Raw genomic sequence first — 19,713 nt, 5'->3', positions numbered from 1 at the left:
TTAAAAAATCAGAAAAGATAAAAAACAGATATCATGATCAATAAAAACATATATATAATATTGCTCGTATTTTGTGCTTCGCTACACATAAAAGCACAGCAAATACCTGCACCTAAACAAAGCAAATCGGTTTTGATTCTAAATGCTACAGCACATTTAGGTAACGGAACTGTTATTCAAAATAGTGCGATTGGATTTAAAGACGGGAAAATTACTTTGGTTGCAGATGCGACAACCATCAGACTTGCTGCAAATGCTTACGACACTACAATTGATGCAAGTGGAAAACATGTTTATCCGGGATTTATTGTTCCTAACGCAACATTAGGTTTAGTCGAAATTGACGCTGTAAAATCATCCGACGATCAGGAAGAAATTGGAAGTTTTAATCCGAATGTAAGAAGTATTATCGCTTATAATTCTGAATCGAAAGTGGTAGAAACTGTTCGCCCAAATGGTGTTTTGATCGCTCAGGTAACGCCTCGCGGTGGCCGAATTTCGGGAACTTCTTCTGTAGTACAATTGGATGCCTGGAGCTGGAGTGACGCTATTATCAAAGAAAATGACGGAATTCATCTTAATTTCCCATCTGGTTTCAGAAGATCGGGAACTTGGTACGAACCGGGGATTATCGAAGCCAATAAAGATTATCCTAAACAGGTTGAAGAAGTTGCCGCTTTTCTAAAAAATGCAAAAGCATATAATCAAGATGCGCCAAAAGAAAGAAACCTGGTTCTGGAAGCTACAAAAGGTCTTTTTGATGGAACTCAAATACTTTATATCCACGCAGATGAAGAAAAACAAATCGTAGACGCAATTCAATTGGCAGTTGACAGTCAAGTCAAAAAGATTGTTATTGTTGGCGGATTCGAAGCTTATAAATCTGCTGATGTTTTACAGAAATATAATGTTGGTGTTCTTCTAAGACGTGTTCACGAATTGCCTACGAGCGATGATCAGGATGTAAATTTACCATACAAAATGGCTAAAATACTTACTGACAAAGGTATTATTGTTGGTCTTGAAAACAGCGGTGATCATGAACGTATGAGTGTTAGAAATCTTCCGTTTTTAGCAGGAACTTGCGCTGCTTTTGGTCTGGATAAAGAAAAGGCTTTACAACTTATTACTTCAAATACAGCAAAATTATTAGGCATCGACGATATTTGTGGTACATTAGAAACAGGAAAAGATGCTACTCTTTTTATCTCTGATGGCGATGCGCTGGATATGAGAACTAATAAATTGACAAGTGCTTTTATTCAGGGAAGAACCATTAATTTGGAAACTTTCCAAACCAAACTGAATGATAAATTCAAAGCAAAGTACAACCAGAAATAAATAAACCATTTTTATAAAAAAGGCATCATTTGAGAAATTCATCTGGTGCCTTTTTTATTTATAATTCTAATCATTTCAGTCAATACATTAATTATTTAGATATAATTACTCTTAAAAATAGAAATATTCTCACGCTTTTTTGTTAACAAATCTTCCAAACATCTCAAAATCTAATTTTTTGATTAACAAATTGTAAATTTTAAGTTCATTTTAACAAATACACGCAAAATTTAGGGGGTCAAATTTAAAAATTAACAAAAATTAACTATTGGACTGCATTTTTTATAGGGGTGTCAATTGATTTTATACTTTTATAAAAAATTTAAAACTAAATAACTATGCGAAAAATTATTTTAAGTGTGATTCTTATCACTATTTTGGTACTAACCTTTATTTCGAACTTTATCCTGACTGACAACCCAATTCCGGCTGAAGCTGTAAAGTTTGATACAGGAGATACAGCTTGGATGATCGTAGCAACTGCATTTGTATTGCTTATGACTCCAGGACTAGGATTTTTCTACGGAGGAATGGTAGGTAAGAAAAACGTTATCAGCACCATGCTACAAAGTTTTATGGCAATGGTAATTGTTACTATTTTATGGGTTATTGTTGCTTTTGGTTTAGCTTTCGGACCAACTATTGGCGGAATCATTGGAAATCCACTTCCAAATTTATTCTTTCAAGGCGTTGGTACTAGTACTGCCTGGAGTCTTGCACCAACAATTCCATTTATGTTATTCGCATTATTTCAAGCAAAATTTGCCATCATTACTCCTGCTTTAATTACAGGTGCTTTTGCAGAACGCGTTCGTTTCTGGGCTTATTTATTATTCATGGTTTTATTTATATTAATTATATACGCTCCGTTAGCACACATGACGTGGCATCCTGATGGATATTTCTTTAAAATGGGAGTATTAGATTTCGCTGGTGGAACTGTAGTACACATGAGTGCTGGTTGGGCTGCATTAGCCGGAGCTATCTTCTTAGGAAAAAGAAAAGTTCAAAAAGTTAACCCTGCAAGAATCACTTATGTATTATTAGGAACAGGTTTATTATGGTTTGGATGGTTTGGTTTCAACGCAGGTTCTGCATTAGGATCTAACGGTTTGGCTGTACAAGCTTTAGGAACTACAACTGTTGCTGCCGCTGCCGCTGCTATGGCTTGGGTTTTCCTTGATAAAATCATCGGACACAAATTATCTGCTCTTGGAGCTTGTATTGGTGCTGTTGTTGGTCTTGTTGCTATTACTCCTGCTGCAGGTTTTGTAAGCATTCCTCATGCTATTTTCATAGGTGCTTTTGCTGCAATCGTTAGTAATATTGTAGTAAGCAAATTCCCTAAAGGAAAAATCGATGACGCTTTAGACGTATTTGCTTGTCACGGTGTTGGTGGCATGGTTGGTATGTTGTTGACAGGAGTTTTTGCTTCAAAAGCAATTAACCCGGCTGTTGGAGACAATCAAGGTTTGATTTTTGGAACTCCAACTTTATTCATCAATCAATTAATTGCTTTGGTTGCGGTTTCAATCTTTGCTTTTGTAGGTTCATATGTTTTATTCTTTGTTGTAAATAAAATTACTCCACTAAGAGTTACTGAAGAAAAAGAAGAATTAGGATTAGACATCTCTCAACACGGAGAATTCTTATAAGAAATTAATTTCCCCCTTTTGCCTAAATAAAAAATCCCTCTAAGTTTTAGCTTAGAGGGATTTTTGTTTTTTTTCTAGAGAATATAGAGGCAAGAGTAAAGAAGAAAGATTTTAGAATAAAGAGAATAGAACATAGAGTATAGAAAATAGATTAAAGAAGATAGATTAAAGAAGATAGATTTAAATTTTAGAAACTAAATAAAAAAAGCACTCTCAGTTTGTTACTAAGAGTGCCTTTTGTTTGAATTAATTTCAACCTTTTATTATAATTTTAGATTTCAGATTGTAGATTTTAGATTAGTAAATATTGCAAAATCTTTATTCACAATAATCAAGTCCAAACATCTTTCCTCTTTAATCTATATTCTATACTCTATTCTCTTTATTCTAAAATCTTGCCTCTTGCTTCTAACAATCTTGCTTCTTAAAAGAGACTATTTAAAATTTCCAATTCCTTCTTTCAGCCAATGCAAGTATTCATCAGCGTTAACATAACTAATAGTCGGTTTTGAACTGTTTAAATTCTTTCCTTCCAAGTCTGTTATAACATATAATGGCTGTGTATTCGTTTTATATTTTGAGATCATAAAATCTGTCCATTTATCACCAACAGTAATAATTTTATCACCGGATTTCGTTACAAATTGCTCTTCTTTTGGCAACTCACGTTTATCATCAACATAAAGAGAAATCAAAACCACATCGTTTTTCAATATTGGTAAAATCGTTGGCTCAGACCAAACGTTGTTTTCCATTTTTCTACAGTTTACACAAGCATAACCTGTAAAATCAAGCATAATTGGTTTGTTGATTGATTTTGCATAAGCTAATCCATCTTCGTAATCATGAAAAACCATAATTCTATGCGGACCTAATTCTGCTCCGTCAGGCAAACCTTTTGCCGATTCTGGATTAACGTTTGAATTTGAAGAACCGCCTACTCCAAACGGACTTTCACTATATTGTGGAGGTGGTGGAAAAGCACTGATTAATTTCAACGGCGCTCCCCAAAGTCCAGGAATTAAATATACTGTAAATACAAGCGTAAGCAATCCTAAATACAATCTTCCTACTGAAATATGATGTAACGGACTATCGTGTGGCAATGTAATTTTTCCGAATAAATATAAGGTCAAAGCTGCAAATATGGCGATCCAAATTGCGATAAATACTTCTCTTTCTAAAAAGTGTAATTGAAGTACTAAATCGGCATTTGATAAAAATTTAAACGCTAAAGCTAATTCTAAAAATCCTAAAACTACTTTCACCGTATTCAACCATCCACCAGATTTTGGTAATGAATTTAACCATCCCGGGAACATTGCAAACAACATAAATGGTAAAGCTAATGCTAATGAGAATCCTAACATTCCAACAATTGGAGCGATTCCACCGTTTGAAGCTGCTTCAACTAATAATGTTCCAACAATTGGTCCTGTACAAGAAAAAGATACAATTGCCAAAGCCAAAGCCATAAACAATATTCCAACCAATCCGCCTCTGTCTGCTTGTTGATCTGCTTTGTTTGCCCATGAATTTGGCAACATAATTTCGAAAGCTCCCAAAAACGAAGTTGCAAAAATGATCAATATCACGAAGAAAATTAAGTTAAACCAAACATCTGTAGATAACGCATTTAATGCATCTGCGCCAAATACTTTAGTAACAATTAAACCTAAAACAACATAAATAGCAATAATTGAAAAACCGTAAATAATAGCGTTTCTAATTCCTTTTGCTCTGCTTTTGCTTTGTTTCGTAAAGAAACTTACCGTCATTGGAATCATCGGGAACACGCAAGGTGTCAACAATGCAGCAAATCCTGAAATGAAAGCTACAAAAAAGATTGACCATAAACTTCTTGTTGGAGCCGGCGCAGGAACTTCTTCCGTTGTTGAAGCTTCAGCAACTTCTGTTTTTGAAGTCTCTTTTTTAGCAGTTTCTACAACTGGTTTTACTGTATCAACAGCCAAACCTACTACTTTAGTTTCATCTAATTTTGCTTCTGTTACAGTTGCAACTGCGTCCATTTTGAAAGTAGACGGAATTACTATTGAGAATTTTTTATTCGAATTGATACAAACTTCTTTACAAACCTGAAAATCAAAATCAACATCAACCGTTTTTAAATTTGGGTTAATGATTTTTATTTCCTGTTCGATATGAGCTTTACCTTCAAAGAAAGTTTCGTTTACTCCAAAAACGTCATTAAAAGCAGTTTTTGTTTTTCCTTCTTTGGCTTTGCCAACAAGTTCGTAATTTCCTTTTTGATTTTTAAATGTAATTTCCAACGCAAGCGGACCACCTTCGGGAGTAAACTGCGAGTACATATGCCAATCTTTTTCGATTGTTCCATCAAAAACCAAAACAGCATTGTTTCCTGATTTCTTTTCAATTTTAGAAGTCCATTTTACCGGCTCCAGGATTTGAGCATTCCCTTTTGCAAAAGCAAACAAGAAAAGCAGTAAAAATAAAATGTGTTTAGTCCAAGTACTTTTCGGCATTATCGTTTGATGGTATTGATTAAATTTCATGATTGTAATTCAATTTTAAGTATTCTATTTGTGGTGTTTTCAATTTTAAAGCGTTCGTCCTGTCTGATTCCAATAACCCAAACAATTTGATTATCAGAACACAAAATCCATATTTTTTCCTTTTCAATCAGCGATAATTTCTCATCTTTAAAAAGCTTACTTACTTTTTTAGACTTCCCCTGCATTCCAAAAGGATGAAAAACATCCCCTTCATTCCATTTACGCAAAATCAAAGGGAATTGGATTTTTTCAGCGTCCACAAAGATAGCTTTATTTGAATCTATAGTAATGTCGTCTACTTGACAAAGCCTCAATTTTAAGGGAAAATTAACGTCTTGATCGCTTTCCTGAATTTGAAATTCTTCTTTCTCTGAAATTTCAGAAATTGGACTCAAAATCAACGTATCTCTGTTTTTCAACAATCTAAATTCAGCCGAAATTACTTGCTTTCCTGATTGACTATCTACCAAATCATAAATATCATTCCAAGCCAAAAAGCCAAATTCATTCAGCCATTGATACAAATATGATTTATAATTGGGTAGTTTTTTGAGTTGATTTAAATCAAAATGAATATCATCACCAACTTCACTTGCCACTTGCTGATAAATCATAATCGACGCATCTTCGACCATTACTTGAGATTCCTGCAAATAGGATTGTGTTTTTTGAAAAGCATTCAAAAAGTTCGGATTGATTTCTTTTAACATCGGAACTAAATCGTGGCGAATTTTATTCCTAAGATATTTATTGGATGCATTGCTGCTGTCTTCTCGCCAATCGATATTATTTTCCTGTGCATATTTCAGGATTTCATCTCTGGAAAATGGCAAAAGCGGACGAATAATTCGGTCATTTTCTTCCGGAATTCCAATTAATCCATCTAATCCCGTTCCTCGCGTTAGATTAATTATAAAAGTCTCCAGATTATCATCGGCATGATGCGCTGTTAGAATATAGTCGAATTTTTCTGTTTCCAGAAGTTCATAAAACCAACTGTAGCGCAACTCGCGTGCCGCAACCTGAGTCGATAATTTATAATCTTTTGCAAAAGCTTCAGTATCAAATTGCGTAATAAAAACAGGGATTTCATTTTGATCACAATAATTCTGAATAAAACTCTGATCGCCAAAACTTTCTAATCCGCGTAGTTGAAAATTACAATGCAAAACGGCAATTTCATACGGTAATTGCTGCAATAAATGCAATAAAACCATGCTGTCTAATCCGCCGCTAACTGCTAGAAATAGTTTTTTATCTTCCAAAAATGGAAATCTGGACGAGAAGTGATTTTGAAATTTTGAAAACATTTGATAAAAGTAGAAAATTAAATTCGATCTATTTTTAAATGAATTGTTAAGCGTGATATTTTTTGCTACGAATTATTTTTTTTCGCCACGAATTTCACGAATTTTCGCGAATTATTTTTCATGTGGATTGTGTAGATTTTTTTTTGCCACGAATTTCACAAATTGGGACGAATTCTTTCTCCCAGATTATGCAGATTTTTTTCAATAAAATTAAAAAAAAATCCGCGTTTACCGGTTTAATCCGTAAAATCCGCGGGCAAAAAAATCGCACCAATTCGTAGCTAACTTTTACTGCAAAACCTCATGCATCGCCTTCGCCTTCAACAAACATTCTTCATATTCTTTTTCAGGAATTGATAGCGATGTAATGGCGCTTCCAACCGAAAACGAAACATATTTATTTTCCTGATTATACAAAATACTTCTTATAACGACATTAAAATCAAAATCACCTTCGGGAGTAAAATATCCAACTGATCCGCTGTACAAACCTCGTTTTGTTTCTTCGAGATTTTCGATGATATTCATAACCGAAATTTTTGGTGCTCCAGTCATACTTCCCATTGGAAAAGTCGTTTTCAAAACTTCTATCGGTGAATATTGAGGATCTATTTTAGATGTTATGGTCGAAATCATTTGGTGCACTTGCAGAAACGAATAGATTTTACAAAGTTCTGTAACTTCAACAGAACCTTTTTGTGCAGTATGTGATAAATCATTCCGAACAAGATCTGTAATCATAATGTTTTCGGCACGTTCTTTAGCGTCAGATTCTAAATATTTCTTTGATTTTTCATCTTCGATTGGATCTGAAGATCGTTTTGAAGTTCCTTTTATAGGTTGCGAAATCAAAATTTCTCCTGATTTTTTCAGATATCTTTCCGGTGAAGCCGAAAGCAAATATTGTTTGTGATTCTTGAAGAAAACAGAAAATGGCGCTTGCGAAATAGCGTTCAATTTCTCAAACTTTTCTAACGGATTTATAATCGCATTTTCAGCAAAAAATTCCATACAAAAATTAGCTTCATACATATCGCCTTTATGAATATGTTCTAGCATTTTTGTTACTTTTTCTACATATAAATCTTTTGAAATTCTTTGTTCAATCTCTAAAGATTCCTGACTTTTCACTTCTAACTTTTCACTTTCAACTATCTCATTAAAATCATCTTCAACCTCATCATCACAAAGAAATAAATATTGAATTTCAAGCTGATTTTCTTTCAATAAGAATATTTTTTTTGGTTGAAAGAAAAACATATCCGGAAAATCTAAACCATCAAAATTAGCTGATTTTAAATCTTCAATATCATTTTTCAAATCGTAAGTCAAATACCCAAAAAGCCAGTCTTTTGTAGTTTGCTGATATTGTTTTAGATCTTCAAAAGCATTATGAAAATCGGTTTTTAAAGATGTAAAAGCGTCTACAGCCAACACAAAATTGAAGCTTGAATATTCTTGCGGATAAGAATTACTGTCCAAAAAAATGACCTCACGAAATTGTTGTGACCAAGCTAGAAGTTGTTGTTTAAACTGCTCTGGGTTTGAAATATGCTTATGAATTGAAACTCTCAAAAATGGGTAAATTTTAGACTTCAAAATTACGACAAAAAAAATCCTTCAATAAAATAATCCTCAAAAAATATTGCCTTTCCGTAATTACGTCAAAAGCCTAAAATAAAACATTAAAACTGTTAATAAAACAACAATTTCATAAGAAAAAATTCGTTATATTTGATATAGCATTATCGAAATCTTAAAATAAGATTATAAAGATGGTAAAATTCTCAATAGAACTGCTTTAAAATTAGACTTTCACTTTATTAGAGAATTTAGATTGTAACGTTTTCCAAAAATAAATTATACATTTTTAACCCATTAAAAATTCTAGTATTATGAAAATTGCTACCATTATTGTCCGTGTTTTGATTGGTCTGTTGTTATTGTTTGCCTCTATTAGTTTCTTCTTTCATTTAATGCCTGAACCTCAAACAACTGGAGATTTCAAAGCCTTTAATGTTGGTTTGATGGCTTCTACTTATTTAATGCCTTTAGCAAAATCAATAGAATTACTTTGCGGAATTGCCTTTGTAATAGGACGTTATGTAACATTAGCCAATATTTTGATTTTACCTATTACGGTAAATATTTTGTTTATCAACTATTTTCTTACTCCGGATGGTTTGCCAATTGCGATTTTATTATTCCTGGCTAACTTATTTTTGATTTACAGATATTGGGATAATTACAAAAGTGTTTTCACTGCTTAAATCATTTTCGAACTAAAATAAAAGAAACCCGACAGCCTATAACTGTCGGGTTTCTTTTTCAACCTCTTTTGTCATGTTTTACCCAGACAAGGTCCAAAACATTATACCCTATTTCCTGGGCTTTTATTAGAAAATCTGCTTTTATGCTTTCCGGAATAGTCGTTTCTCTCGAAAGTATCCACATATATTTTAAACTCTCGCCGGCAACAAGAGCATATTTGTAATCTGCGTCGACCGCAATAATATTATAACCAGAATAAAAAGGACCAAAAAATGAAACCTTAAGCATACCTACATTGTCCTTTTTGACTAACTTGGCTTTCCCGATGCTTTCCTCCCATTTGTCTTTTTTGACATTATAGCCCCTGTTATCAACTTTAATCGTGCCGTTATCGTTCAATGAATATTCGGCAGTTACGTTGTCTAAACCTTTTTCCCATTTATAATCTAATCTTGCAATTTCGAACCATTTTCCCAGATATTTAGCTTTGTCAAAATTAGAAATTGCAACAGCTTTTTGCGGAATATTTGAACGACAGGAATAAAGTATAAATGCAATTCCTGCTCCGAGTAGAATCGGAGTTATATGTCTATTTTTCATAATGTTATCTTTTTAAAGAAGTAAAGATAACATCTGAATTCCACATCTAATTTACAAAATTTTTCTTGAATTTTACATTTTCTGACGTTAAGATTAAAAGAATAAAATCAAAAGTTCTAAATATTTTTACTAAACACTTATATTTGACTAAAACTTTAGCTTTCGATGAAAAAATATCTTTTTGTAGTTCTGTTACTTTGCGCTAATTTTTCGAGATCACAATCTATAAAATCAGTTGATTCTCTAAATGTTGAAATCTGCAAATCTCTGGTTCAGAATATCGATTTGAATAACGAAATTAGAATTAACACCATAAATAATGCTCATATAACGCCTTATTTAGCAAGATTTAAAGATAGTATAACTCAAAAAACCGTTTTTGAACAAATCTTTTTCAGGTTACAAAAAAACTGTAATGAATTTGTCGCGCTTTTTCCAAACAAAGCTCAGGAAAGTAGTTGGGCAATGCAAAATGAAAAACCTGTTCAAAAAATAACCAAAGAGCAATGCAATCATTTTAATACGATTTCGAAATACTATTATTTTGAAAATGACGGCAACAAAGTAGAAGTAACTTTAAGTGATAATTTATGGATCGAAAAGTTTTTTGACGGGACTTTTTCAAAATTAAATTTCAGAAAAAAAGGAAGTTGCGAATTCGAATTGGAATTCATTGAAAGTAATAATATATCGAGAAAGAACTTGAGTATTAAAGGCGACAAATATCTTTATAAATTATACAATGAAGAAAATGAAACCTACAGCGTATACACTCAAAACAAAGAAACTTACTATACTTTTAAAATATTAAAACAATAAAAAAACCGCCGAGATTTATATTTCGGCGGTTTTTTAAAATTATAATTCTACGTAAATTATACGTGTAATGCTCTGTTATCAGTTGCAGCCAAAGCAGCTTCTTTTACCGCTTCCGCGAAAGTTGGGTGCGCGTGACTCATTCTTGAAATATCTTCAGCAGACGCTTTGAATTCCATTGCTGTAACTGCTTCTGCAATTAAATCAGCTGTACGAGCTCCAATCATGTGAACTCCTAAAACCTCATCAGTTTTAGCATCAGCAATGATTTTTACGAATCCGTCAAGATCTCCACTTGCTCTTGCACGTCCTAAAGCTTTGAATGGGAAACTTCCAACTTTATATTCAGTTCCTGAAGCTTTTACTTGCTCTTCAGTTTGTCCAACTGCAGCAACTTCCGGCCAAGTGTAAACTACACCAGGAATTAAGTTATAATCAATATGTGGTTTTTGACCAGCTAAGATTTCAGCAACCATAGTTCCTTCTTCTTCTGCTTTGTGTGCCAACATTGCTCCACGAACAACGTCTCCAATTGCATAGATATTTGGAACGTTAGTTTGTAAATGATCGTTTACTTCAACTTGTCCTCTGTCAGAAATTTTAACTCCGGCTTTGTCAGCGTTTAATCCGTCTGTGTAAGGACGACGACCAACAGAAACTAATGAATAATCTCCTTCAAGAGTAATAGTTTCTCCCTTTGCATTTTCAGCCTGAACAACTACAGCATCGCCGTTTCTTTCTACTGATTTTACTTTGTGAGAAACGTAGAATTTCATTCCTTGTTTTTTCAATACTTTAGTCAATTCTTTAGATAAAGAACTATCCATTCCTGGAATGATTCTGTCCATGAATTCTACTACAGAAACTTGCGCTCCTAAACGTAGGTAAACTTGTCCAAGCTCGATTCCGATAACTCCACCACCAATAATTACTAAGTGTTTTGGAACTTCTTTTAAAGCCAAAGCTTCTGTAGAAGTGATGATTCTTTCTTTGTCAATTTTGATGAATGGCAAAGAAGATGGTTTTGAACCTGTAGCGATTACAGCATATTTAGTTTCGATAGTTTCTGATGTTCCGTCAGCTTTTGCAACTGCAATATGTGTTGCGTCTACGAAAGAACCTAAACCATTGAAAACAGTAATTTTATTTTTATCCATTAAGTAGTTGATTCCACCTACGGTTTGATCTACAACTGCTTGTTTACGAGCAATCATTTTCTCTAAATTGATTTTTACATCTCCGGAAACTTCGATTCCATGATCTGCAAAATGTGCAATTTCAGCATAATGATGAGAAGAAGATAATAGTGCTTTTGAAGGAATACAACCTACGTTAAGGCAAGTTCCGCCTAATGAATTATATTTTTCTACAATTGCAGTTTTAAAACCTAATTGTGCGCAACGAATTGCTGATACATATCCGCCAGGACCTGAACCTATAATGACTACGTCAAATGAACTCATAGTTTGTCTATTTTATTTTTAGCGATACAAAATTAAGGAATAAAGTTTTGTTTAAAGTTTAAATCTCAATGTTTTTTGTGTGAAATTTTGGGTGTGGGTTTTACCACAAAGTGCGCAAAGATTTGTTTTTTTTTAATCGCGCAAAGGCGCAGAGTCGCAAAGTTTTTTGCCACGAATTACACAAATTCTCTCTAATTTTTTTTTCTCTCGCAGATTTAGCAGATAACGCAGATTTTTTTAATTCTTATATTTTCTTTTTAATTATAGCATACTTTCTGCCGGACCACGCCTTCCTCCTATAGCTTCTCTTTCACCTTTCACAAATTCAACCAATTGGTAAATTACATGAACAAGCTCATCTTGATTACACCAATAGTCTTCAATCTTTCCAAATGTTTTATAGTTAGAAATATTAAATCCTTCTTCAATATCATTATACCAAATTACTTGATGACCAAAAATAGCGACAACCCAGAAACCACCTCCCATTTCTCCATATTCTTTCTCCTCCCATTTTACTGGATCAATTTTAATCAAATCCCAGAAGTTTTTTAATTCTTCATCCAGATCTTTTTCTGTTTTCTGAATTCCATCTTGAAGATCATCGAATGATATTGGTTCCCATTGTACCATTGCTATATATTTTTATTAGTTTCAAATTAAAAAAAATCATTTCTGGAATTATAAAAAGTTTTTCTCGCAGATTTAGCAGATAACGCAGAATTTTTTAATTCTTATAAAATCTTGAAGATGTAGAAATTTAGAATCTTAGATATTCATCCAGTTTTAGACGCACTGCTGTGCGTCTCTACGGAAAACCTTTGTCCCTTTGAACCTCTGAACCTTTGTTCCTAAAACCTTTGCCCCTAAAACCTCAGAACCTTAGCAACTCAGAACCTAAGTACCTCTAAAAAATAACCGTCGAATTCTTCACTTCACTAATCATAAACATACTTTGTGTGCTGCCAATATGCTGTAATGTTGTGAGTTTGGTTACTAGAAATTCGCGGTAAGCTTCCATATCTTTTACGAGAACTTTTAAGATATAATCGTAATCGCCGCTTACGTGATGACATTCTAAAACTTCATTGAGTTTGATGACTTCGCTTTCGAATTTGGTTAGGAATTCTTTGGTGTGCTGAATGAGTTTTAGATGACAGAAAACTACAAATCCCTTTTCCATTTTTGATTTGTCGACTAAAGCTACGTAGTTTTTGATTATTCCTTCGCGCTCTAACTTTTTGATTCTTTCGTAAACGGCGGTTACCGAAAGATTGAGTTTTAAAGACAATTCTTTGGTTGTTTTTTTACTGTCGGTTTGTAATAGAACCAAGAGTTTTTTGTCGGTGGCGTCTAAAGTCATTTTTGAGTCATTGCGAGGAACGAAGCAATCTCATCCTCTGATTATTGATAATTTATTGCTTTCTGAAAGAAAATCTAGCGATTTGAGTTTTCCGAATCAAATTTAGAATAATAATCTTTATAAATATAATATTATAGTTTTAAAATCTAATTATTAAACACATTATTGATTATTTTTCTAATAAGATGTTATTTTGAATAGAATTTATTTTGAAACTGAATCTCCTAGCCCTGATAGAAGTGGAAAGCCCGGAGTAAAAAAGGCAAAAGTTTCTTGTTCTAAAAAAGCGACCAACGGAAGCTCTTTTTTGAACTTTAGAAACTTTGCATTTTTTATGAGGACTTGAAGTGGATAGCAGGAAATAGCTTCAAAAAATAAATTCCAATACAAACGCAAAACTAATACTAACTAAGGGATGAGATTGCTTTCGCCACGGCGAACAGGTCTTCCTCGCAATGACATAAAAAATGAAAAACTTTAATCCAGTTGATAAAATTCAGGACTTGCAATATTTCGGGGAATTTGGAGGCGTGAATCCTTCGATTTCTGATTCTTCGACTTATACGTTTTTATCTGCAAAAACAATGTTCGATACTTTTGAAGGCAATATGGAAGGCTGTTATTTGTATTCGCGCCATTCTTCGCCAAGTAATTTGTATTTGGATCAGGCTTTGGCGGCGATGGAAGGAACAGAAACTGCAAATGTATCGGCTTCGGGAATGGGCGCAATTACGCCTACTTTATTGCAGTTGTGCGGTGCGGGCGATCATATCGTTTCTAGCCGAACAATTTATGGTGGAACTTATGCTTTTTTGAAGAATTTTACACCTCGTTTTGGCATTGAAACAACCTTTGTTGACATTACAAAACTTGATATTGTTGAAGCGGCAATTACGCCAAATACGAAAGTTTTGTATTGCGAAACGGTTAGTAATCCGTTATTAGAAGTTGCCGATATTGCTGGTTTGGCTAAAATTGCTAAAAAGCATAATTTGAAATTGGTTGTTGATAATACGTTTTCGCCTTTGTCGGTTTCTCCTGCAAAATTAGGCGCTGATATCGTGATTCATAGTTTGACAAAATACATTAACGGAAGCAGCGATACGGTTGGTGGCGTGACTTGTGCATCGAAAGAATTTATCAATTCGCTTAAAAATGTGAATTCTGGAGCGAGTATGCTTTTGGGACCAACGATGGATAGTTTGCGATCTGCATCGGTGATGAAAAACCTTCGAACGCTTCATATTAGAATTAAACAACACAGTCATAATGCTCATTTCCTAGCAGATCAATTTGAAAATGACGGTTTAAAAACGGTTTATCCGGGATTGAAAAGTCACCCGAGTCATGAATTGTACAAAACGATGATTAATCCGGAATATGGTTTTGGCGGAATGTTAACGATTGACGTTGGAACTTTGGCTAAAGCCAATGAATTAATGGAGTTAATGCAGGCGAGAAATCTTGGATATTTGGCAGTAAGTTTAGGATTTTACAAAACATTATTTAGCGCGCCTGGAACTTCGACTTCTAGTGAAATTCCGCTTGAAGAGCAACAAGAAATGGGATTGACTGATGGTTTGATTCGTTTCTCGATTGGTTTGGATAATGATATTCAGCGTACTTATGAAATGATGAAGCAATGTATGGTAGAACTTGGAATTCTATAGATTTAGCCCACGGATTTTTGCTGATTCTACTGATTAATGCAGATTTACTAAAGATTTTCTTCGCGCAGATTTGGGGAATTATCCCGATCTTTTATAGAAACCTATAAAAAGAAACGGCTAAAACTGCAGGATCTGCGCGAAAAAAAGTTTAGTAATCGTTTAAATTATTTCACGCAGATTCTACCGATTTAAGCAGATTCAAATCGATTTGTATTAAATTAATCTGCGCGTATCCGCTTTAATCTTTTTAAATCTGCGTAAGAAAAAATTTTTGCCACGAATTTCACGAATTAACACTAATTAAAAATCTTCAAAAGAAAAAATTCGAGAAAATTTGTGGAATTCGTGGCGAAAAAAAAATAAAGTTTCTTACAAAATCAAAACACTTCTTTATAAATAAATTTGCACGATTTTTTATTAGGTTGTTTAAATCCGCTAGAGTCTTCTCTAAGCGGATTTTTTGTTTTAAAAAACATTACTTTCTCATTTTTAAATAATTAAAATCACAATACATCAATTCCTCAAAATAAACCAACAAATTATGCGAATAAAGTTTTTTTTCTTCACTAATTATAAAAAGTTGTAAACACTAAAACGTTGTAGTTGATCAATTTCAGATTATTAAATAATTTTAATGTTAATAAAATATACTTTTAACAAAAAAATAACCACTTAACTAACTAAAATTGAATTATGAAAAAAACCTTACTTTTGCTTTATGCGCTACTAATTCCCTTTGCTTTTTTGCAGGCACAGGTGAATACATCTTACTTATGGCACTTGCATCAGCCCACGTATTGGGGAGATATAAGTAAAAAGAATGCGAACCGATATCAGATCGTAAAAGAGTCTCAGGATTTGAAAGTTTCGGGGGCTAATAATGATAAAAATGGACTGGCACATCCTACAAACAATCTTGAAGAAATTTTTGGCACCGGTGATCGCGTTGCTGCTTATCAATTTGCACCAAAAAACGCTATTAATTCGATTAGGGATTTGGCCAAAGCCGGAGCGCAAATTACTTACGGAGGTTCTTTGATGGAAAACGTTAATGAACTTGCACAAGCCAATCAATGGGGATATTCTAATTCCTGGACGCAAAATATTAAGGATGCAAAAGCATGGAAAACTTCGGGTGGATTTCCTCGTATGGAAGTTGTTTCGTTTACGATGCATCACGCTCTTTCGCCACTTTTGAGCGATGAAGCTTTGAAAAAAGAGATTAAAGCGCATCAATATTACAGCGCTCAATTATTTGGCTCTCATGATTCTAAAGGATATTGGCCTGCAGAATGTGCTTTTTCTGAAAGGATAATAAAAACCTTGACAGAATGTGGCATCGAATGGTCAGTTATTGCCAACAGCCATTTATCGAGAACACTTGCAGATTATCCTATAAAATACGGTTCTGGCGGCACAATGTGTGATGTTCCTAATAAAGCAGATCAGGTAGAAACTATTGGAAACACTTGGTTTTCGGCTCAAAAAGATGCTCGTGGCGGTCAGTTTGCCGTGCCGTATTCTTATCTTCCGTACAAGGCAAAATATGTTGATCCGGAAACAGCGCAGGAATATAAAATTACTGTCGTTCCTATGGCTGATTATGAGAGTTATGAAGATGGATATGCTACAATTGGTACTTCGCTGATTGCTCCAATTGTGGCAAAAGCTTCGACTTCGCCAAGACCTCCTTTAGTATTATTTGCGCATGATGGTGATAATGCCTGGGGCGGAGGTTCTTCGTATTACAACGAATCGGTTACAGGATTTTCGCATGCATCTGCAGCCAATGGAAATATTCCGACTACTATTCCGCAATATTTACAAGATAATCCTGTTCCGGAATCGGCAGTTGTGCACGTTGAAGACGGAGCTTGGGTAAATGCTGATGGCGATTTTGGACATCCACAATTCACAAACTGGTTGTGGCCATTTTTTGATCCGGTTACGAAAAAATTCAATCCAAATGGCTGGACTGAAGATATGATGAATCAAGCGATTACAACTGCCGGAGAAAACCATGCGATCATGGCGGAGCAACTGGAAGGAAATAATCTTAGAATGAGCGAAATTGTAAATCCTACATCGGCTGTAAGTCCTGCCGAAAAAGCGTGGCATTTTTTAATGGCGGGTTACGATAGCGGAAATGCTTATTACGGTCTGGCCGAAGATTTAGAAATAAAAACAACTTTGGCCGTTAACCGATGTGTGCAATTTGCAAAACCTACTTTGGATGCTCATCCTGGCGTAGATGCTACAAAACCGTCCGTTTTTATTCCGCAACGCTGGCCTTACAATCCTGGCGAAAAAGGATATGGAGCGCCTTATGCATATAAAGATTTTCTGAATTCGGCAGATTTTACGGTATATACTTTTGCTTATGATGTAAGCGGAATCGAAAGATCTGAATTAAAATATCGTGTTGATGTCGATGGAAAAAACAATCTTACTTCGAATCAAAATGAAACTTATGCCGGTGGTGCCGAAGTTGGAAACTGGATATCATTGCCAATGACGGAAAGAGTTTTCCCTAAAGGGAATTTTACCAACAATCCTCAAGCCGATTTATACATGCTTCCTGATGTAATTGCCAATCAATATTCGGCAGAAATTGCAGGAATATCAGAGAAATTATTAGATTACTACGTTGAAGTTACGGATAAAAAAGGGAATGTGACCAAGTCTAAAATTCAGCACGTTTGGGTTGGAAAAAATCTGGATGTTGCTCCAAAAATTGCTTTTACTCCAGATACAAGCAATTCTACAACGGCAATAGATGTAACAATTACAGCTACTGACAGCACAGATCCTAAACCAAAATTATACTACACAACTGACGGTTCAACTCCTACTCTTTCGTCTGCTTTTGTTGAATCTACAAAAACGCTGAATATTGCACAAACTACAACTGTTAAAGCATTTGCGGTAGACAAAGACGGAAATCAATCTGAGATTGTTACTAAAACTTATACGATTGGAGCAATCCCGGAATTCACGGTTTATTTTAAAAAACCTGCAAATTGGAATGCTGCTGTAAAAGTATATTACTGGTTACCAACCGGAACTGCTCCTGCAGTAACTTATCCGGGAGTTGCAATGACGCAGGATTGTGGAGATTGGTATAAATATACTTTCCCTTCGACTGTGACGGCTTCAAATTTATTATTTAACGACGGTACATTAAAAACTGCCGACTTAAATGCTACTGGCGGAATTAAATTTTATGATGGCGCCTGGCTAGCTTCTGAACCTGCAAACAGATGTTCAACAGTAATAGCACCTGATTTTACAATTTCGCAAGCAGGCGGATCTTTCACAACCGGAACAACTGTAAACCTGACTTTGACAGCAAACGTAAACACTTCGACAATTTATTACACTTTAGACGGAACAACACCAACAACAGCTTCGGCTTCTTCTGTAGGTTCCAAAACATTGGTGGTAAACAGTACAACTACACTTAAGGCTTTTGTTAAAAATGTAGCGGGAACAAGTTCTGCCGTTAAAACAGAAACGTATACTTTTAGTACGCCAACTACTTTTACGGTTTACTTTAAAAAACCAACAAACTGGAATTCTGCTGTAAAAATATATTACTGGTCACCAACCGGAACCGCTCCTGCCGTAACGTATCCGGGAGTTGCGATGACACAGGATTGTGGAGATTGGTACAAATATACTTTTCCGTCGACGGTAAGTGCAACGAATTTATTGTTTAATGACGGAAGTCTTAAAACTGCCGATTTAAGTACGACTGCGGGAATTAAATTTTATGATTCGGCTTGGTTGGGCGCAGAACCTGCTAACAGATGTCCTGTAATTGCTCCTGATTTTACAAATTCAAAACCAGGCGGAACATTTACAACAGGAACGACGGTAAATGTTGTTTTGACAGCAAATCAAACTACTTCTACTATTTATTATACTTTAGACGGAACAACACCAACTACAAGTTCAGCATCTGCAATTGGTTCTAAATCATTTGCTTTTACTGCAAATACAACTTTAAAGGCTTTTGTAGTTAATACAACCGGAGTTTCTTCAGCAATAAAAACCGAAGTTTATACTTTTAATGCTGTTCCAACTCTTACGGTTCATTTCAAACCTCCAACAAACTGGACAGGAATTCCAAAGGTACATTATTGGAATGCTGTTCCATCCGGAAGTGTTGCCAATACAACCTGGCCGGGAGTTGCAATGGTTGCCGATACAAATGGTTTTTATAAATATACCATAACAGGACCAACATCGATAAATGTTATCTTTAATAATGGTTCAAGCGGTTCTGCAAATCAAACTGCCGATTTATTGAACAAAACAGATGGTTACTCGTATACTTGGGGTTCAACAACTTCTAAATTGATTGCAGCTCCAACAACTGAAGAAGAGAGTTATGCTGTTCGTTTATTTCCTAATCCTGTTAATAATACTTTGCAAGTAAATTCTACTATTCCAATAACTGATTACAGTATTATTTCGGCACAAGGAAGTATTGTTCAGGAAGGAAAATCCAATACAAATACCATCGATGTAAGTCGTTTGAGTACCGGACTTTATTTCATCACAATCCGATTGGAAAATGGAAAAGAAACCATGCAAAAGATTATCAAGAAGTAAATTCTTTAAACTTTATTAATTCAAATAAAAAAGCCGTTCTGAGATTATTTTCAGAACGGCTTTTTGTTTTGTA

13 protein-coding genes are annotated in these 19,713 nt (G+C 34.5%); 6 read left to right on the top strand and 7 right to left on the bottom strand.

Translation table 11 applies throughout. The features are described from left to right. The first annotated feature begins 33 nt into the window (after positions 1-33). Positions 34-1,341 (top strand): amidohydrolase family protein, encoded by a 1,308-nt coding sequence (locus WN975_RS25715; RefSeq protein WP_337968954.1) that lies wholly within the window; start codon positions 34-36, stop codon positions 1,339-1,341. Positions 1,342-1,679: 338 nt separating this feature from the next. Then, complete coding sequence (locus WN975_RS25710) at positions 1,680-2,996, top strand: ammonium transporter (protein WP_337968953.1); 1,317 nt, start codon at positions 1,680-1,682, stop codon at positions 2,994-2,996. 434 nt (positions 2,997-3,430) lie between these two features. On the opposite strand, the gene WN975_RS25705 is transcribed toward WN975_RS25710, so the two are convergent. The 3 genes from WN975_RS25705 to WN975_RS25695 all read right to left on the bottom strand — a co-directional run bounded on the left by WN975_RS25705 (position 3,431) and on the right by WN975_RS25695 (position 8,415). Beyond that, the gene (locus WN975_RS25705) at positions 3,431-5,530 is read right to left on the bottom strand and encodes a cytochrome c biogenesis protein CcdA (protein ID WP_337968952.1); all 2,100 of its coding nucleotides are present in this window, start codon (positions 5,528-5,530) and stop codon (positions 3,431-3,433) included. Then, positions 5,527-6,840 (bottom strand): tRNA lysidine(34) synthetase TilS, encoded by a 1,314-nt coding sequence (tilS, locus tag WN975_RS25700; protein WP_337968951.1) that lies wholly within the window; start codon positions 6,838-6,840, stop codon positions 5,527-5,529. The genes WN975_RS25705 and tilS overlap by 4 nt, the downstream gene beginning before the upstream one ends. A 288-nt stretch (positions 6,841-7,128) precedes the next feature. Further along, positions 7,129-8,415, bottom strand: a complete 1,287-nt coding sequence (locus WN975_RS25695) for an anthranilate synthase component I family protein (RefSeq protein WP_337968950.1) — start codon at positions 8,413-8,415, stop codon at positions 7,129-7,131. A 320-nt stretch (positions 8,416-8,735) separates the two neighbouring features. Here WN975_RS25695 and WN975_RS25690 point away from each other — a divergent pair, with 320 nt between their 5' ends. After that, positions 8,736-9,110 carry a DoxX family membrane protein gene (locus WN975_RS25690; protein WP_337968949.1) on the top strand — a complete coding sequence of 125 codons (375 nt, stop codon included), beginning with the start codon at positions 8,736-8,738 and terminating at the stop codon, positions 9,108-9,110. Between the two features lie 58 nt (positions 9,111-9,168). On the opposite strand, the gene WN975_RS25685 is transcribed toward WN975_RS25690, so the two are convergent. Beyond that, the gene (locus tag WN975_RS25685; RefSeq protein ID WP_337968948.1) at positions 9,169-9,711 is read right to left on the bottom strand and encodes a lipocalin family protein; all 543 of its coding nucleotides are present in this window, start codon (positions 9,709-9,711) and stop codon (positions 9,169-9,171) included. A 165-nt stretch (positions 9,712-9,876) separates the two neighbouring features. Here WN975_RS25685 and WN975_RS25680 point away from each other — a divergent pair, with 165 nt between their 5' ends. Next, complete coding sequence (locus WN975_RS25680) at positions 9,877-10,530, top strand: hypothetical protein (protein ID WP_337968947.1); 654 nt, start codon at positions 9,877-9,879, stop codon at positions 10,528-10,530. Positions 10,531-10,586: 56 nt separating this feature from the next. Here the strand turns inward: WN975_RS25680 and lpdA are convergent, their stop codons facing one another. From lpdA to WN975_RS25665, 3 genes are all read right to left on the bottom strand, one after another. Next, a complete protein-coding gene (gene lpdA / locus WN975_RS25675) occupies positions 10,587-11,990 on the bottom strand; it encodes a dihydrolipoyl dehydrogenase (RefSeq protein ID WP_072964517.1) in 1,404 nt (467 codons plus the stop codon). A gap of 261 nt (positions 11,991-12,251) precedes the next feature. Beyond that, on the bottom strand, positions 12,252-12,623 hold the full coding sequence (locus WN975_RS25670) for a hypothetical protein (RefSeq protein ID WP_337968946.1): 372 nt from the start codon (positions 12,621-12,623) through the stop codon (positions 12,252-12,254). Between the two features lie 274 nt (positions 12,624-12,897). Next, entirely contained in the window at positions 12,898-13,353 is a 456-nt protein-coding gene (locus WN975_RS25665) for an Lrp/AsnC family transcriptional regulator (protein WP_099711220.1), read from the bottom strand. Between the two features lie 467 nt (positions 13,354-13,820). Between WN975_RS25665 and WN975_RS25660 the strand changes: the two genes are divergently transcribed. Together WN975_RS25660 and WN975_RS25655 are read left to right on the top strand one after the other, a co-directional pair. Further along, complete coding sequence (locus tag WN975_RS25660) at positions 13,821-15,023, top strand: aminotransferase class I/II-fold pyridoxal phosphate-dependent enzyme (RefSeq protein WP_337968945.1); 1,203 nt, start codon at positions 13,821-13,823, stop codon at positions 15,021-15,023. Between the two features lie 693 nt (positions 15,024-15,716). Continuing rightward, positions 15,717-19,640: a starch-binding protein gene (locus WN975_RS25655; RefSeq protein ID WP_337968944.1), complete on the top strand. Its 3,924-nt coding sequence runs from the start codon at positions 15,717-15,719 to the stop codon at positions 19,638-19,640. Positions 19,641-19,713: the final 73 nt, after the last annotated feature.

Origin of the sequence: uncultured Flavobacterium sp., from assembly GCF_951805225.1 — a bacterium.
Taxonomy (GTDB): domain Bacteria; phylum Bacteroidota; class Bacteroidia; order Flavobacteriales; family Flavobacteriaceae; genus Flavobacterium.
The sequence above is the reverse complement of the archived record's forward strand: the minus strand, read 5'-3'. Positions and strand labels throughout refer to the sequence as shown.

Coding starts and splice junctions, on each gene's coding strand:
- WN975_RS25655 (WP_337968944.1), top strand. CDS start 15,717: ATGAAAAAAACCTTACTTTTGCTTTATGCGCTACTAATTCCCTTTGCT.
- tilS (WP_337968951.1), bottom strand. CDS start 6,840: ATGTTTTCAAAATTTCAAAATCACTTCTCGTCCAGATTTCCATTTTTG.
- WN975_RS25660 (WP_337968945.1), top strand. CDS start 13,821: ATGAAAAACTTTAATCCAGTTGATAAAATTCAGGACTTGCAATATTTC.
- WN975_RS25680 (WP_337968947.1), top strand. CDS start 9,877: ATGAAAAAATATCTTTTTGTAGTTCTGTTACTTTGCGCTAATTTTTCG.
- WN975_RS25710 (WP_337968953.1), top strand. CDS start 1,680: ATGCGAAAAATTATTTTAAGTGTGATTCTTATCACTATTTTGGTACTA.
- WN975_RS25690 (WP_337968949.1), top strand. CDS start 8,736: ATGAAAATTGCTACCATTATTGTCCGTGTTTTGATTGGTCTGTTGTTA.
- WN975_RS25670 (WP_337968946.1), bottom strand. CDS start 12,623: ATGGTACAATGGGAACCAATATCATTCGATGATCTTCAAGATGGAATT.
- WN975_RS25685 (WP_337968948.1), bottom strand. CDS start 9,711: ATGAAAAATAGACATATAACTCCGATTCTACTCGGAGCAGGAATTGCA.
- WN975_RS25715 (WP_337968954.1), top strand. CDS start 34: ATGATCAATAAAAACATATATATAATATTGCTCGTATTTTGTGCTTCG.
- WN975_RS25665 (WP_099711220.1), bottom strand. CDS start 13,353: ATGACTTTAGACGCCACCGACAAAAAACTCTTGGTTCTATTACAAACC.
- lpdA (WP_072964517.1), bottom strand. CDS start 11,990: ATGAGTTCATTTGACGTAGTCATTATAGGTTCAGGTCCTGGCGGATAT.
- WN975_RS25705 (WP_337968952.1), bottom strand. CDS start 5,530: ATGAAATTTAATCAATACCATCAAACGATAATGCCGAAAAGTACTTGG.